We start from the raw sequence: 15,202 nt of genomic DNA on the forward strand, positions 1-15,202 counted from the left end.
TCCACCGCTACCTCACGCAGTTCCCCGAGGCGGACGAGGAGGCCCAGGAACACTTCATCACCGCACTGCTGCTGGAGATCCCCGACCACAGTCCCGTGGCCCGGATGACCGTGTGCGGGCACCCCACGCCCCTGCTGATCAGACACGGCACCGTGACGGCCGTCGCGAGCCCGCACACCGCGCCGCCCCTGGGCACCTGGGAACTGGGACCGGGCGCCCGCACCGCGCACGCCTTCTCGTTCCTGGCCGGCGACACCCTCCTGCTCTACACCGACGGCGTCATGGAAGCCCGCGGACCGACCCGCACCTTCTACCCCCTGGAAGAACGGGTCGCCCATTGCGCGAAGAGCAGCCCCACCGCCCTCGTCCACCACGTCCGGCAGGACCTCCTCGCCCACACCCGCGGGGCCCTCTGCGACGACGCCGCCCTCCTCGCCATCCAGCGCAGTCCCACGGCACCCCTCAGCGGACTCCACCTCGGCGATCTGGTGCACGGCGTCGGCCGCCAGGTACGCACCCACGAAGAACATCAACAGACCGTCTGAGCCAAGGCCGGGCAGCCGGTGGCGATCGTCGGCGTGGCCGTGGCCGTACTCATCGTCGGCGGCCGTGTGCTGCGATCGCCCGAGGCGATCCGCGCGGCGGTGTTCATCGATGCGTCCTCGGCTGTTCCACGGTGGGGATGCCCGGCGGCCGGCCGCAGCGCGCTCGCGGGTCAGGGGGACAACTGCCGTCGTACGCCGTCGGTGGACTCCCGGACGTCCAGCCAGTACGGGGCCAGGTGGACCTCGAACGGCAGGGGTTCCTTGGCGCGGATGCGGGTTGCCAGACACTTCACGGCCAGCGAGGCGATCGCCGCCTTGTCGGGGACGACGGATGTGAGCGACGGGGTGCTGTAGAGCGCCTCCTGCGAGCCGTCGACGCCCGCGACGGCGACGTCCTCGGGAATCTTCAAGCCCGCCTCGTACAGGGCCCGTTGCGCACCGAGGGCCAGCATGTCGCTGAAGCAGAAGACGGCGTCGGGCCGTACGCCGGCGGGCAGCGAGGTGAGGGCGCGCATCGCCAGCAGCCCGTTGTGGCGGTCGAACTCCCGTACCCGCGGCGCGAGCCGGGGATCGTAGGTCAGCCCTGCCCCGTGCAGGGCGAGCTGGAAGCCCTGCAGGCGCTGGCGGCTGGTCTCCGACGCCTTGTGGTCCACGCCGATGGCGGCGATCCGGGTGCGGCCCAGACCGACCAGGTGCGCGGTGGCGTCGCGTGCCGCCGCGACGTTGTCGATCAGGACGTGGTCGGCCACCACCTGCTCGCGCCGGTAGCTGCGCTCGCCGAGCAGCACGAGGGGGAACTCGTTGGCGACGGCGGCGAGTTCATCGGGGGCGACATGCAGGGGCGAGAGGATCACGCCGTCCAGCAGGGACGCGCCGATGCCGGTCGCGAGGCGCAGCTCCTCCCTCGCGTCCCCCAGGGTCTCCTCGATGAGGACGGTGAGGCCCAGCGCCGCGGCCTCCGCTCGCACGTGGTGCGCGAGCTCCGCGAAGTAAGGCATGGTCAGTTCCGGGACGGCGAGCGCGATCAGGCCGCTGTGCCCCGTGCGGAGGCGGCGTGCCGACGGGTTCGGCCGGTAGCCGAGCTCGTGCACGGCCTGCATCACCCGCTGCCGCGTGGCTTCGGACACCCGTGGAGCGTTGCGTACAACGTTGGACACGGTCTTGATGGACACCCCTGCCCGCTCCGCCACGTCCTTGAGTGTCACTGCTGTCACCGACCAACCCCCATCACCTCGGTTTCCCTGGATTATGCACATGTCCACGACGGGAGTCAGCCCTGTGAACGGCTTAGAAATCCCTTTCTCACGAGGGGTTGACCCTGGCGACACCGCACGGTTACAACGTTGGAACCGCACGCCGACGCCGCGTCGGCGGCAGCTCGCACGGCCGCCCCACCTCGGCGAGCCGAGGCCGCCGGCCTCTGACGGGATGGCGCCGCTCGCGGGCTCGCGCCGATGCCGCCGTCCCCGAACTCGCGCTCCCGCAGTGGTCCGTCCGACTTCCTCACGAGAGGATCCGCATGTCTCCGCAAGGCTCGAACAACCCGCTGCGCACAGCCGTGGTCGGCACGGGGGGTATCGCGCGCTCCAGCCATCTGCCCGCACTCCGGACGCTGGCCGACGAAGGTGAGGTGGAGGTCGTCGCCGCTGTCGACGTCGACCCGGACGCGGTGCGCGGGTTCGCCGACAAGGCCAGGATCCCGTACGCCGCGACGGACCTCGACGCGATGCTGGCACAGGTGCGCCCGGATCTGGTGGTGCTGTGCACACCACCGGCCGTGCACCGGGAGCAGTCCGTGGCCGCGCTCCGGGCGGGCGCCTGGGTGTGGTGCGAGAAGCCGCCGTGCCCGTCGCTGGCGGACTTCGACGCCATCGAGGCGGCGGAACAGTCCGGTGGCACGGGGGCGTACGCGTCCATCGTCTTCCAGCACCGGTTCGGCTCCGGTGCGCGTCATGTGCGCCGCCTGCTGGAAACAGGTGAGTTCGGCCGTCCGCTGGTGGCCCACTGCCAGACGACCTGGTACCGGAACGCCGCCTATTACGCGGTTCCGTGGCGCGGCCGGTGGGTCACCGAGGGGGGCGGCCCGGCGATGGGGCACGGTATCCACCAGACGGACCTGCTGCTGGACCTGATGGGCCCGTGGAGCGAGGTGCGGGGCATGGCGGCGCGGCTGGTGCACGACGTGGAGACCGAGGACGTGTCCACGGCGCTGGTGCGCTTCGCGAACGGGGCCGTCGGCACCGTCGTCAACAGCGTGCTGAGCCCGGACGAGGTCAGCCGGATCCGCATCGACTGCGAGCGCGCCACGATCGAGCTGACCCATCTGTACGGATACCGCAACGCGGACTGGCGCATCACTCCCGCGCCCGGTGTCCCCGAGGAGACGGTGACGGCCTGGCGCGACTTCGGCGCCGACGAACCCAGTTCGCATCTGGCCCAACTACGCGCCCTCGTCGCCGACATCAAGGCCGGCCGGCGCCATCCCACGAGCGGCACGGGCGGCCGGGGCACGCTCGAGTTCATCACCGCCCTGTACAAGTCCGCGTTCACCGATGCCCCCGTCCGTGCCGGGGAGATCGGCCCCGGCGACCCCTACTACACCGCACTGCACGGCGGCGCCCAGGGCTGGGCGCCTGCCGAGGCACGCAAGGAGGAAGCCTCCGCATGACGCTCGCACTGACTCACGCCCACGGCGACCGCATCACCGTGGCCCACCAGGGCACCGGAACCGAGCTGTTCGCCTACGTGTACCGGCCCGAGGACGCGTGGGAGGCGCCCAAGCCCTACCTTCACCCGATCCGGACCCTGTCCGGCGCACTCGTCACCGCCTACCGCCCCAACGACCACCGGTGGCACAAGGGGCTGCAGCTGACGGCCTCTCATCTGTCGGGCCAGAACCTGTGGGGTGGCAACACCTATGTGCACGGGCAGGGTTACGTCGCGCTGCCGGAGCGGGTGGGCTCCATGGCCCACGTCGCCTTCGAAGAGGTCGCGGCCGACGGCGACCGCGTCGTCATCGCCGAGCGCCTGACCTGGCACCCGTACGACGGTGCGTTGTGGGCCGAGGAGGAGCGCCGGATCGAGGTGTGCGAGGTCGATCCGGAGAACGGCAGCTGGTCCTTCACGTGGACCTCGGCCGTGACCAACCGCCGCGCCGAACCCCTGCGGTTCGGCAGCCCCACCACCCACGGCCGCCCGGCCGCCGGATACACCGGGCTGTTCTGGCGCGGCCCGCGCGCCTTCCGCGACGGCCGGGTCTTCACGTCCGAGGCGGCCGACGGCGACCTGATGGGCAGTCAGGCCACCTGGCTGGCCTACGTCGGTGAGCACGACGGGCGTGACGGTCATGCCACGGTCGTCTTCGAGCACGCACCGGCCAACGACCACGCGGGCGACAAGGGGACGCATCCCGCTCACTGGTTCGTGCGCAGTGACCCGTTCGCCGCGGTCGCGCCGTCCTGGGCGTTCCACGAGGAGCTGGTCCTCGCCCCCGCGGACACCCTGACGCGCGGCTATCGCGTGACCGTCGCCGACGGCGCCTGGGACCGCGAGCGGGTCGCCGCGCGACTGCGGGAGCGGGCGTGGTGAGCGCGACGTACGACGGATTCCCCGCGGCGGTCGGTGTGTCCCGGCTGCGCGTGTACGACTGGCCCACCCTTGACGGCCGGCCCGGCGGCGGCACTCCGCATCTGCACCTGACGTGCAGCGAGGGATACGTGGTGACGGCCGGCCGGGGAGCGGTGCAGACCCTCACCACCTCCGGCTACCAGGAGACGCCATTGGAGCCGGGCACGGTCGCGTGGTTCACGCCCGGCACCGTCCACCGCCTGATCAACGACGGCGGCCTGGAGATCACCGTCGTGATGCAGAACAGCGGCCTGCCCGAGGCGGGCGACGCGGTGCTCACCCTGCCCCAGGACCTGCTCACCGGCACCGGGACATATGCGGACGCGGTCCGAATCCCCGCCGATGCTCCCGAGGCCGAGCAGGCGCAGGTCGCGCGCGCCCGCCGGGATCTGGCGACCCGCCGCTTCCAGGAGCTGCGGAAGGCCACCGAGAGCGGCGATCCGGAGCCGCTGGCGGCCTTCCAGCGGGCCGCCGTCGCTCTGGTGCGGCCCCGCCTCGACGCCTGGGAGCAGCGCTGGCGCGCCGGCGCCCACGCCGCCACGGCGGCCACCGAGGCCCAGTTCGACGCGTTGCGCGCCGAGGACGAGCGGCATCTCGCCGCGGCCCGGGTCGCGGCGATCGGGCCCGCCGCACGCGGCCGCTTCGGCATGTGCGGCCGCCTGGACGTCTACCACGGCAGCTGACTCCGTCGCCCGTACGACGGCGGGGCCCGACCGTGAACCCGGGGCCGCCGCGCGTCCGACGCCCTGCGCATTCCCTGCATTCCCCGCACCCTGTCCTGGAGGGCCATCATGTCCGAGCCCCTGAGCGGCCGGCGTCGGCTCCCGCGCCGCCGGGCCGTCCTGGCCGCGGCCGGCGTCGGTCTCAGCACCGCCCTGACGGCCGCACTCACCGCGTGCTCCGCGGCCGGCGTCGGCACCACGTCCCAAGGCATCACCCTCACGTTCTCCTGGTGGGGCAACGACGACCGTGCCGCGCGCACCGAGCAGGCCGTACAGCTCTTCGAGAAGGAACACCCCGGCGTCACCGTCCGCACGTCGAACGCTGAGTTCGGCTCGTATCTGCAGAAGCTGGCCACACAGGCCGCGGGCGGCGGCATACCCGACGTGGCCCAGCTCGACTACCGGCAGATCTCCCAGTACGCGGCCGGCGGCACGCTCAGACCGCTCGGCGAAGACATCGGGAACAACACGATCCGCACCTCGGAGATGGACCGGCCGTTCCTGCGCACGGGCACCTACAAGGGCGAACAGTACGCACTGCCCATGGGCCGCGGCATCACCGGATACGCCTACGACTCCGCCCTCTACCAGAAGGCCGGCATCCCCACCCCGCAGCCGAGCTGGACCTGGCAGGACTGGGCGACCGCCAACAGGAAGATCGCCGCGCTGGGCCTGAAGTCCCCGGACGGCCGCCCGGTGACGGGCGCGAACGACGGCGGCGGCAACCAGGACGTGTTCGAGACCTGGCTGCGCAGCCGGGGCAAACAGCTCTACGCCGGTCAGAGCCGGCTCGGGTTCACCGAGGACGACCTCACGGCCTTCTGGACGTTCTGCGACACACTGCGCAGGGAAGGCGCCATCGCCGCGGCCGAGGACACCGCACAGGCCAAGAGCACCGAGACCAGCCCCCTGGGCCGGCGCCTCGCTGCCGCCGACTACACCTGGGACGCGCCGTTCCCCGGCTACACCGCGCTCCTCGGTGACGCCGTCCACTTCGCGCCCACGCCGTCGACCGACGGCCGTCAGGGCTCGTACTTCAAGCCCAGCATGCTGCTGGGCATCGGAGCCCACAGCAAACACCCCAAGGAGGCGGCCGAACTGGTCGACTTCCTCCTCAACGACCGCCGGGCGGGCGACATCCTGGGCTTCACCCGGTCCACTCCGCCCAACCGCGTGATCGCCGCCCGCGTCGCCAAGACGCTCAAGGGCCCCGAACGCGAGATCTACCAGTACGCGCAGACGATGGAGCAGTACGGCCTGGGCGCCCCGCCCACCGCACCACCGCGGGGCGACGTCGCCATCAACCGCGCCTTCAAACGCACCTACGAGCGTGTGCTGTTCGGGCTTGCCACGCCACGGCAGGCGGCGCACGAACTCATCGAAGAGGCCAGGCGGGAGCTGAGGTCATGAGCGCTGTGTCGACCAGGGCGCCCGCGCGCGCCGACCGAACGACGGACCGCCGCCCGGCGGCCGAGCGGGGCCGCCGGGTACGTGAACGGCAGTGGCCCGCCTATGTGTTCCTCTCACCGTGGATGATCGGCGCGGTCGTACTGACCCTCGTGCCCATGGCCGTGTCCCTGTACCTGTCGTTCACGGACTACAACATGTTCGATCCGCCGCGCTGGGTGGGCCTGCGCAACTACGGCGACATGCTCACCCAGGACCCCCGCTACTGGAGGTCGGTGGGCACCACGCTGCTCTACGTCGTGGTGGCCGTCCCGCTCAAGCTCGCCCTCGCGCTCGGCGTGGCCATGCTGCTCAAGAACCTCGCCCGGGGCCGGGCCTTCTACCGCTCCGCGTTCTACGCGCCCTCCCTGCTCGGGGCCAGCATGTCCATCGCCCTGGTGTGGCGCGCGCTGTTCAACGACGGCGGCTCGGTCTCCGGCGTCCTGGACACGTTCGGCATCCACACCGGCAGCTGGGTCGGCAACCCCCACCTCGCGGTGTACGCGGTCGTCCTGCTGTCGGTGTGGCAGTTCGGCGCACCCATGGTGATCTTCCTGGCGGGACTGCAACAGGTACCCCCCGATCTCTACGAGGCGGCGGCGCTCGACGGCGCGGGCCGCTGGCGGCAGTTCGTCTCCATCACCGTGCCGATGCTGTCCCCGGTCGTCTTCTTCAACCTGGTGCTGGAGATCATCAACTCCTTCCAGGTCTTCACCCCGGCCTTCGCCATCAGCGGCGGCGACGGCGGCCCGGCCGACTCCACGCTCTTCTACACGCTGCACCTGTACGAGCGCGGATTCACCGCCTCGCACATGGGCTACGCGGCGGCCATGGCCTGGCTGCTCCTGATCGTCATCGGCGTCATCACCCTGATCCTGTTCCGGACCTCCCGGTCCTGGGTCTTCTACGCGGACGAGGAGACGCGATGAACATCGCCACGAAGCGGTGGCTGCCGCACACGGTCGCGGCGGTGTGCCTGCTGATCCTGCTGTACCCGCTGGCCTGGCTGCTGGCGACCTCGCTGAAGCCGGCGAACGAGGTGGTGACCAGCCTCGACCTGTGGCCCAGCCATCTGGAGTGGTCCAACTACACGACCGCGCTGGACGGCGTCTCGGGCATCTCCGTCACCCGCCTGCTCTCCAACACCCTGCTGATCGCGGCGGGCGCCGTCCTCGGCAACGTCCTGTCCTGCTCACTGGCCGCCTACGCCTTCGCCCGGCTGCGTTTCCGCCTGCGCAAAGCGATGTTCGCCTTCATGGTCGCGACGCTGATGCTGCCGCACCACGTCGTGCTGATCCCGCAGTACATCATCTTCAACCGGCTCGGCATGGTGGACACCTACTGGCCGCTGGTCCTGCCCAAGTTCCTGGCCACCGAGGCGTTCTTCGTCTTCCTCATCGTCCAGTTCATGCGCGGACTCCCACGCGAACTGGAGGAGTCCGCCCGCATCGACGGCTGCGGAGCCTTCCGCACCTACTGGTCGATCACGCTGCCGCTGAGCCGGCCCGCGCTGATCACGACGGCCATCTTCACCTTCATCTGGACCTGGAACGACTTCTTCACACAGATGATCTACCTGTTCGCGCCGGAGAACTTCACCATCACCCTCGCGCTGAGCGGCTTCGTCGACCAGAACAGCACCTCCGCTTACGGCCCCATGTTCGCGATGTCGGTCATCTCCGTGCTGCCGATCATGCTGTTCTTCTTCGTGTTCCAGCGCTACCTGGTGCAAGGCATGGCCACCACCGGACTGAAGGGCTGAACCACCATGACCCACGCGCCCGCACCACCCCGTGACCGCCGGGAACCCGGCGAGATCTTCAGCCCGGGCTTCGCCCTGTTCGCCGACATGCTGCTCGTGGGCCTGCTCACCAGCCTCGCCTGTCTCCCGGTCGTCACGGCCCCGGCCGCCTTCGCCGCGGCTTCGGCGACTCTCAAGGAGGCCGTCGGCCCCGGCGCGCAGATCCGGATCAGCGGGTACGTCGGGCACCTGCGCGCACACCTGTCCGCGGGCTCACTGGCCGCGGGCCTGGTCCCGCCGCTGCTGGCCGTGGTCGTGCTGGTCGACGCCGCGCTGCTGCGCAGCCGACTGCCCGGAGCCGACGTCATGGCGCCCGCGCTGGTGCTGCTCGCGCTGGGCGGCACGACCGTGGGACTGCGTGCCACCGCGCTCACCGCCCCGCACCGTCTGTCCGCACGCGAGGCACTGGTCCGCTCGGCCGCCGACCCGCGCGGCACCCTCCTGCTGGGCAGCGCCGTACTCCTGGCCGCGCTGCTCGCCTGGTCCATGCCGCTGCTGGCCCCGCTGCTGCCCGGACCCGTGGCGTTCGCGGCCACCGTGGTGGACCTCCGCCACCGCCCGAGGCGACCTCGCCCTGTCAGTGGTGTGGGGCATGATCGGCGCGTTGGTTGACCAAGGGGAGAGGAAGGCACCGTGCCGATCATGAACCAGCAGATAGCCGGGCGCGCGTTTCTGCAGCCGCTCTACGCGGACCCGTACTTTCCCGATCAGGTCGTGGACAAGGGCAGGGCAGTCCTGTTGCGGCTGTGCGAACGGATCGAGGCCGAACGGCCGTCGGACCTGGCGGCCCTGTACGTGCTCACCCAGGCCGCGACGGAGGAATTCAACCTGCTGGAGGCGGAGTTCGAGGCGGCCGGGAGCGAGATCGAGACGGTCGCTCGGGAGGAGATCGCCGAGGACTTCGGGTTTGTCGCGTCGGCCTACGGGTTCACCGACGCGGACGTCGAGGAATTGATCGCCACACGGGAGTGGTGAGCCTGGTCACGCTCATCCGGCGACGACACCGAATCTCCGCGTGCAGGACTCCAGACCGCGCCCGCCGCGCAGGCAGGGCAGAGAACCTGCGCATCACGGCCGTAGCGGTGGGTGAGCCCCTGGCAGCGCGGGCAGTATCCGAGCTCATCCGGTGAGCAGCGGAGCAGAATCGCGGCGGCCACCCGGTCCGTCGACGGATCGATGCGCTCGGGCACCCCGTCCATATGTCCGAATCTACGTCCGGTGCCGCGCCCAGGCAGGACAAGGAGGCCGGCGCCCGCTCAGGCCGGATCGATGCCCACCTCGGTGTCCGGCCTGCAGAAGGCGCACGCCGCGATGCTCGGGTCGGTGAGCGCGACGCGGGCCTCGTGGACGCGGATCGGGTGGCAGGTGCCTTTGATCATGGTGCAGTCGTCGACATGGACGGTCGCCGGTGCGAGCCCGTCTGCCGTGCGCTCCTGCTGGACGGCGAACCCGGGCCGTCCCGTCGACTGCGCCAGGGCCGGGAGCCGGTCCCCGCCCTTGGCCGGTCGGGTCCGGCGCCGTGCGGGCGGTGCCTCGGCACGGGCGAGCGCGGCCTGTACGGCGTCACGCTGAAGGCGCAGATAGGTGGCGATCGTCTCGCTCTCGGCGAGCTGCCGTTCCAGGTGCGCCAGGATCGCGCGGAGGCGCGGTGGATCGGGCGGCAACTCGTTCACGTGTTCGATAATAGGCCGGGTGGACCGTCGGGTGTCCATCGGCCGTGTGGGGCCTGCCCGGCGGGAGGGCACCGTCGCCGGGCCGCCGGACAGGCATGGAGGGGACGACAGGGCCCAGGGTCACGGCGTGGTGAGTGCCTGGAGCCGCCGGCTGCGGGGGGCGAGGGCGCGGACTGCATCGATGGCGGAGCGGACGGCTCCTTGCTGGCTGTCGGCGTCGTACAGGTAGCTGCCGGCGTAGTGGACGCCGTAGTGCCCTTGGCAGGCGGCGAGCCGGGTGGCGGCCTGGCGGCCGGGCACGGTGGGCAGAAGCTGCCGGAAGTGGCCCGTGGCGATGATCTCGTTCGGCGGGGTGCGGTGGGTGATCCAGCTCTTGAAGAGATCGGTGCCCACGAGCGGGCCGAGCCAGCTGGTTGTCTCTGCCCAGTGGCCGTCACTGGTGGTGTTCGAGCTGGACCAGTGGGCACGGTCGGCGGGCATGTGCCGCGGATCGCGGTGGAGGACCACGGTGGTGGGGACATAGCTGAATTCGGCGAGACGGGCCGCGGCACCGGTGAGCTGCGGGCACTGGTGCAGGAGCCGGGCCGCCTGGGGAGCGGGCAGGGCAAGGACCACACTGTCGTAGATGAGCGCCTGCCCGTCCGCGCCGTGCACGACGGGCCGGTCGCCGCTGAAGGAGATGTGCCGGGCGGGCGTGCTGTGGCGGACGGGGGCCCGCAACGCGGCGGTGAGACGGTGGACCAGGGCGCCGAGTCCCGCGGTGAGGGTGTGCCAGATGGGCGCGGCTTCCGCCTGCTCGGGCGGCGTGCGGGTGCCCCAGGCCGCGGCCGCGCGGGCGGGCATCCGGGCAGCCTGATCGAGGGTGCAGCCGACGAAGGAGGCACACCAGGCCAGGACGGCGTGCCGGTACAGGTCGTCAGGGAGGCCGAGGGGGCCGGCGAGGTCGGCGACGGTGATGGTCTGCGGCCCGTTCTCGGCTTCGAGACGGGCGGCCTGGGCCAGGAAGGCGCCCAGGGCTTCCCAGGCCGGCCCCGCGAGCGGCTTGCGCCCGGCTTCCGCGTCCCCGGGAGCGTGCGGGGTGACCAGCAACGGCTCGTCCTGTCCGGCGCGTTGCAGTGTCGTGGTCAGCGGGACCGCGGTGGTGTCGTGGGCCGTGATGCCGAGGGCGCGACACAGGGCGGTGTGGTCGGGGTAGGCGGTCGGCGAGAGGAACTGGGCGCCCAGGTCGAGGTCGAGGGTGCCGTGTTCGGCGGTGGTGACGGGGACGGTGCGGATATTGCCGCCCGGCCGGTCGGTGGCCTCGTACACGGTGATGTCATGGTCTTCGTCCAGGAGCCAGGCCGCCGTCAGTCCGGCGATGCCCGCCCCGATGATCGCGATACGCATGGGGACGTGTTTTCCCTTCACTCAGGCAGGAATCGACGGGCCGGCGGGGACGGGAGGCTGGAGGAAGCCGGAGTCGATGAAGTAGTCGATGTAGGAGTCGAGCATCGCGGCGTCCACGGGCGGGCAGGACAGACCGGATCCGTCGATCCCCGCCTCGAAGTTGGTCCGGCCGAAGGTGGGGAAAGTACCCGCGAAGTACATCTCCTTGACCGAGATCTCGGATTGGCGCGCCGGTTCGATGAACATCGGCATGAACGGTGCCATCGGCTGGCTGGGGTCGGCGGCGGTGAGGTCGGCCATGAAGGCGACCCACTCGTCGTAAGGCACCGTGCGCACCCGGTAGCCGCGGGCGCGGAGCCGCTCGGTCAGCAGGCGTAGCCGGCCGTCGCGGGGGTTGGTGATGTGGTGCACGTGTCCGCGGGCCGGCCGGTGGGCGAGGATGTGGGCGATGGCCTGGGCGGTGTAGTCGACGGGCACGAAGTCGAGGGGGAGTTCGATGTCGGGGGCCAGACCGGTCTCGGCGATGCTGCGGAACAGTGCGCACATCATGGTGTCGGTGTTCCAGACGCCGCCCTCGCGGGTGCCGGTGATCTCGTAGGGGCGGTGGATGGCGACGGCGAGACCTTGCTGTGCGGCCTGGGCGACGAGGCGTTCGGCGACCCACTTGGTTTCCGGGTAGCCCAGTGAGATGCGTTCGGCGAAGCGCAGCGGGGTGTCTTCTTCGACGTGCCGCACACCGGCGATGCCGAACCCGGCGATGACGGCGATGCTGGAGACGTAGTGGAACGCCTTGGCGGGGCCGATGCGTGCGAGATCGAGCATGGTACGGGTGCCGCCCACATTGATGGCCTGCAACGCGGCGTACGGGTAGGCGAAGTTCACGCGTGATCCGCCGTGCAGGAGGGTGTCACTGCCCTCACCCAGCGCCTGGAACGCGGCCGGATCGAGGCCGAAGCGCGGGGCCGCCAGGTCGGCGGGTACGACGGTGACGTGCTTGCTGACGGCTTGGAAGTCGAGTCCGTAGCGGCGCATCCGGGCCGCCAGCCGCTGCCTGCCCTCCGCTTCGCTGTGGGCCCGTACCAGGCAGTACACCTGGGCGGCAGCCTGGTCACGCACGAGGGCATCCAGAAGGTAGGTGCCCAGGAAACCGGTGGCGCCGCTGAGCACCACACGCCGCCCCCGCGGCGGCAGTCCCGCGGCGGTCGGGAACGACAGGTGTGCGTCGAGGCGGGACACGGCTTCGAAGTCGACAGCCTGCTCGTCCGTGTCCTGGGCGGCGGCGGTGGTCAGCTCCTCGACGCGGGCGGCGAAGGTCCGCACGGTGGGGTTGGCCAGCAGGGCACGGATCAGGTAACGGCTGTGCTCCGGGGCCAGGTCGAAGCGGGCCCGGCACCGGGCGGCCAGCCTCGTGGCCTGCAACGAGTGACCGCCCAGGGCGAAGAAGTCCGTGTCGCGCCCGATGCCCTCACTGATCCCCAGAATCTCCGCCCACAGCTCGGCGACAGCCGCTTCCACCGGCGTCGAGGCCGCCTGTGTCCCGGTCGAGGCTGCCGAGCCGTGCCGGTCGGCGTCCTGGGCGAGCCGGTCACGGTCGATCTTTCCGGCACGCGTGAGCGGCAGCCGATCACGCACCAGAATCGGATTGGGCACCATGAACACGGGCAGTCGGTCGCGCAGGAACTCCCGCAGCCGCCAGCTCAGTTCGGCACCGTCCGCACCCGGTTGCGGGGTCACCCAGGCCACCAGCCGGTCGTGGTCGCCACCGCGCGGTGCGATCACCGCTGTCTCGCGCACCGACTCGTGGGCGCTGAGGTGGACCTCGATCTCGTCCAGTTCGATGCGGTAGCCGCGCACTTTGACCTGCCGGTCACGGCGGCCCAGGAACTCCAGCACCCCATCCGGGCGCCAGCGGGCCAGATCACCCGTCCTGTACAACCGGCCGGAGGCATCGGGCCCCAGATGGTCGGGCACGAAGCGCTCCGCGGTGAGCTCCTCGTCCCCCAGGTAGCCCAGCGCCACCCCGTCGCCGCCCACCCACAACTCGCCCGTCTCTCCCGGAGCGGCCAGGGTGCCGTCCGTACGCACCACGTACGCCGTGGAGTTGGCCACCGGCGTGCCGATCGGCACCGTCTCCGCATCGGCGGCCAGCCCGGTCATCGCGTGCACCGTCGACAGTGAGGAATTCTCGGTCGGGCCATAGCCGTTGAGCAGCACCCCGGGCCGGCCGTGGGCCAGCACCCGACGCACCGCCTCAGGCGAAAGGGCATCCCCACCCGCGATCAGGCACCGCAGACGGGCGAACATCTCCGGACGTACCTTGGCCATCTGGTGGAACAGGCCCGCGCTCAGCCACATCACACTCACACGCTCGCTGCCGAGCACGTCTTCCAGGGCGTCGGCGGCCAGCAGAGTGTCCACCTCGGCCAGCACGAGCCGGGCCCCGTTGAGCAGGGCCGCGAACCACTCGAAGCAGGAGACATCGAAGGTCGGGCTGGTCGTGGCCAGCAGCACGTCCCGGGGCGTCAGCCGCAGCCGCTCATCACCCTGGCACACCAGCCGTACCGGGCCGCGGTGGGGCACAACAACCCCTTTGGGCACGCCTGTTGACCCCGAGGTGAAGATCACGTAGGCGGGATCGTCCTGACCGACCTGAACCTTGTCCGATGCCCCGGTACGGTCGAACGCGGCGTGGATGTCCGCGACCCGGGCGTGTTCAGCGACCAGTTCCTGGTGACCGGCGCTGGTGACCACCAGGCCGGCCTGTGCGTCCTTGAGCAGTTGTAGCAGGTGCTGCCGCGGGTAGTGGGGGTCCAGCGGCAGGTAGGCGCCACCGGCCCGCAGCACCGCGAGCACGGCCGCCACGCACGCCACCGAGCGTTCCAGCAGCACCCCCACCACGTCGCCCGGCTTGACGCCACTGGCGACCAGGTGGTCGGCCAACCGACCCACCCGGTCGTCCAGTTCGCCGTAAGTCACTCGCTCACGGCCCTGGCAGACCGCGACCGCCCCCGGGCGTGCCTTGGCCTGCCTGATGAACAGATCTGACACGCTCGCCTCGCGCGGATAGGCGGTGACGGTGGCGTTCCAGCGGCGTACCTGCGCGTGGTGATCCTGCGGCGAGAACTCACGGGTATCCGATATGGGTGTCATGGGTATGCTCCGCGTGCTCGTGGGGATGGTGTCACTGAAGCAGTTCGCTCTCCGGCAGGTGGCAGCGAGACCGGTCGAAGATGTGGGGCACTGCGGCCATCACCGGGATCCGCGGGCGGTCGGATCGAGGGCCGCGGACCAGAAACCGGCCAGTACGGGTTCGACCTGGGCGACCGCGTACTCGACCATGGCCGGCGACTCCCCGTGAGCCAGGCCGAAGGCGGCCACCTCGCGAGCGCCATCGACGAAGCGGTCCGGCGCACTCCGGAACAACTCGAAGTAGTCCGTCACCGGCTCGGGCAGCGGCGAGTCCGACGCCCTCAGGGCATCGGTCAGCGCGGAGCAGACGCCGCACCACAGCAACAGGTCCGCACGGATCGCGCAGGCCGCCTCGGCCGGTCCCGCCCGCATCGCCAGCCAACCCATCAGTGAACCGAATGCCCGCATCCCGGCCGGCGGACGCTCACCGCGTATCTCGTCCGCGCTCCTGCCCAGCGCACTCGCACAGGCCAGCAGAGGGGGCTCGCAGTCCAGCACCAGCCGCGCCAGATCCAGGAAATAGCCGGCCACGGGACGCTGCGGATGGCGGGCGGCCAGTGTGGCAAACGCCGCCACCTCCGCGGTGTGCGCGTGATATTCGCCCACCACCACCCTCGCCACCTCGGCTGCGCCGGCCTCCCCTGCCGCGACAGCCGCCACCAACCGATTCGCATGCACGTGGGCGGCGATATCCGGTGTCGTCGCCTTCAACAGAAAATCCACGCCGTGTGCCACGGCAACCTCCATCACCTGGCGGTCGATTCCCACCCACCTGAATAGAACTGCACCCCAGGCACAGAACAGAGGCAGGAA

The 15,202-nt window shown here is 70.9% G+C and carries 14 protein-coding genes; 9 read left to right on the forward strand and 5 right to left on the reverse strand.

Annotated features, from left to right (window positions below):
- Nucleotides 1-545, forward strand: a 545-nt coding sequence (locus tag CTZ28_RS14970; RefSeq protein ID WP_147481151.1) for a PP2C family protein-serine/threonine phosphatase, incomplete at its 5' end; no start/stop codon positions are given.
- A 170-nt stretch (nucleotides 546-715) separates the two neighbouring features.
- On the opposite strand, the gene CTZ28_RS14975 is transcribed toward CTZ28_RS14970, so the two are convergent.
- On the reverse strand, nucleotides 716-1,759 hold the full coding sequence (locus CTZ28_RS14975; protein ID WP_121889881.1) for a LacI family DNA-binding transcriptional regulator: 1,044 nt from the start codon (nucleotides 1,757-1,759) through the stop codon (nucleotides 716-718).
- Between the two features lie 305 nt (nucleotides 1,760-2,064).
- Here CTZ28_RS14975 and CTZ28_RS14980 point away from each other — a divergent pair, with 305 nt between their 5' ends.
- The 8 genes from CTZ28_RS14980 (at nucleotide 2,065) to CTZ28_RS15015 (ending at nucleotide 9,116) form a co-directional block, all read left to right on the forward strand.
- Nucleotides 2,065-3,213, forward strand: a complete 1,149-nt coding sequence (locus tag CTZ28_RS14980) for a Gfo/Idh/MocA family protein (protein WP_121889882.1) — start codon at nucleotides 2,065-2,067, stop codon at nucleotides 3,211-3,213.
- Nucleotides 3,210-4,133 (forward strand): DUF6807 domain-containing protein, encoded by a 924-nt coding sequence (locus tag CTZ28_RS14985; RefSeq protein ID WP_121889883.1) that lies wholly within the window; start codon nucleotides 3,210-3,212, stop codon nucleotides 4,131-4,133. The genes CTZ28_RS14980 and CTZ28_RS14985 overlap by 4 nt, the downstream gene beginning before the upstream one ends.
- The gene (locus CTZ28_RS14990; protein WP_121889884.1) at nucleotides 4,127-4,855 is read left to right on the forward strand and encodes a cupin domain-containing protein; all 729 of its coding nucleotides are present in this window, start codon (nucleotides 4,127-4,129) and stop codon (nucleotides 4,853-4,855) included. Before CTZ28_RS14985 ends, CTZ28_RS14990 begins: the two co-directional genes overlap by 7 nt.
- Nucleotides 4,856-4,963: 108 nt before the next feature.
- On the forward strand, nucleotides 4,964-6,304 hold the full coding sequence (locus CTZ28_RS14995; RefSeq protein ID WP_121889885.1) for an ABC transporter substrate-binding protein: 1,341 nt from the start codon (nucleotides 4,964-4,966) through the stop codon (nucleotides 6,302-6,304).
- A complete protein-coding gene (locus CTZ28_RS15000; protein ID WP_121889886.1) occupies nucleotides 6,301-7,269 on the forward strand; it encodes a carbohydrate ABC transporter permease in 969 nt (322 codons plus the stop codon). Before CTZ28_RS14995 ends, CTZ28_RS15000 begins: the two co-directional genes overlap by 4 nt.
- A complete protein-coding gene (locus tag CTZ28_RS15005; protein ID WP_121889887.1) occupies nucleotides 7,266-8,102 on the forward strand; it encodes a carbohydrate ABC transporter permease in 837 nt (278 codons plus the stop codon). Before CTZ28_RS15000 ends, CTZ28_RS15005 begins: the two co-directional genes overlap by 4 nt.
- A 6-nt stretch (nucleotides 8,103-8,108) precedes the next feature.
- Nucleotides 8,109-8,753, forward strand: coding sequence for a hypothetical protein (locus CTZ28_RS15010; protein ID WP_121889888.1), 645 nt, complete (start codon nucleotides 8,109-8,111; stop codon nucleotides 8,751-8,753).
- A 21-nt stretch (nucleotides 8,754-8,774) separates the two neighbouring features.
- A complete protein-coding gene (locus CTZ28_RS15015; protein ID WP_121889889.1) occupies nucleotides 8,775-9,116 on the forward strand; it encodes a DUF5713 family protein in 342 nt (113 codons plus the stop codon).
- A 281-nt stretch (nucleotides 9,117-9,397) separates the two neighbouring features.
- On the opposite strand, the gene CTZ28_RS15025 is transcribed toward CTZ28_RS15015, so the two are convergent.
- The 4 genes from CTZ28_RS15025 to CTZ28_RS15040 form a co-directional block, all read right to left on the reverse strand.
- Nucleotides 9,398-9,814 (reverse strand): DUF6233 domain-containing protein, encoded by a 417-nt coding sequence (locus CTZ28_RS15025; RefSeq protein ID WP_121889891.1) that lies wholly within the window; start codon nucleotides 9,812-9,814, stop codon nucleotides 9,398-9,400.
- Between the two features lie 120 nt (nucleotides 9,815-9,934).
- Nucleotides 9,935-11,200, reverse strand: a complete 1,266-nt coding sequence (locus CTZ28_RS15030; RefSeq protein ID WP_121889892.1) for an FAD-dependent oxidoreductase — start codon at nucleotides 11,198-11,200, stop codon at nucleotides 9,935-9,937.
- Between the two features lie 21 nt (nucleotides 11,201-11,221).
- On the reverse strand, nucleotides 11,222-14,350 hold the full coding sequence (locus tag CTZ28_RS15035) for an amino acid adenylation domain-containing SDR family oxidoreductase (protein ID WP_121889893.1): 3,129 nt from the start codon (nucleotides 14,348-14,350) through the stop codon (nucleotides 11,222-11,224).
- A 99-nt stretch (nucleotides 14,351-14,449) separates the two neighbouring features.
- Complete coding sequence (locus CTZ28_RS15040) at nucleotides 14,450-15,157, reverse strand: heme oxygenase-like domain-containing protein (RefSeq protein ID WP_121889894.1); 708 nt, start codon at nucleotides 15,155-15,157, stop codon at nucleotides 14,450-14,452.
- Nucleotides 15,158-15,202: the final 45 nt, after the last annotated feature.

The organism is Streptomyces shenzhenensis, from assembly GCF_003688995.1.
Taxonomy (GTDB): domain Bacteria; phylum Actinomycetota; class Actinomycetes; order Streptomycetales; family Streptomycetaceae; genus Streptomyces; species Streptomyces shenzhenensis_A.

Coding starts and splice junctions, on each gene's coding strand:
- CTZ28_RS14980 (WP_121889882.1), top strand. CDS start 2,065: ATGTCTCCGCAAGGCTCGAACAACCCGCTGCGCACAGCCGTGGTCGGC.
- CTZ28_RS14985 (WP_121889883.1), top strand. CDS start 3,210: ATGACGCTCGCACTGACTCACGCCCACGGCGACCGCATCACCGTGGCC.
- CTZ28_RS14995 (WP_121889885.1), top strand. CDS start 4,964: ATGTCCGAGCCCCTGAGCGGCCGGCGTCGGCTCCCGCGCCGCCGGGCC.
- CTZ28_RS15000 (WP_121889886.1), top strand. CDS start 6,301: ATGAGCGCTGTGTCGACCAGGGCGCCCGCGCGCGCCGACCGAACGACG.
- CTZ28_RS15005 (WP_121889887.1), top strand. CDS start 7,266: ATGAACATCGCCACGAAGCGGTGGCTGCCGCACACGGTCGCGGCGGTG.
- CTZ28_RS15010 (WP_121889888.1), top strand. CDS start 8,109: ATGACCCACGCGCCCGCACCACCCCGTGACCGCCGGGAACCCGGCGAG.
- CTZ28_RS15030 (WP_121889892.1), bottom strand. CDS start 11,200: ATGCGTATCGCGATCATCGGGGCGGGCATCGCCGGACTGACGGCGGCC.
- CTZ28_RS15035 (WP_121889893.1), bottom strand. CDS start 14,350: ATGACACCCATATCGGATACCCGTGAGTTCTCGCCGCAGGATCACCAC.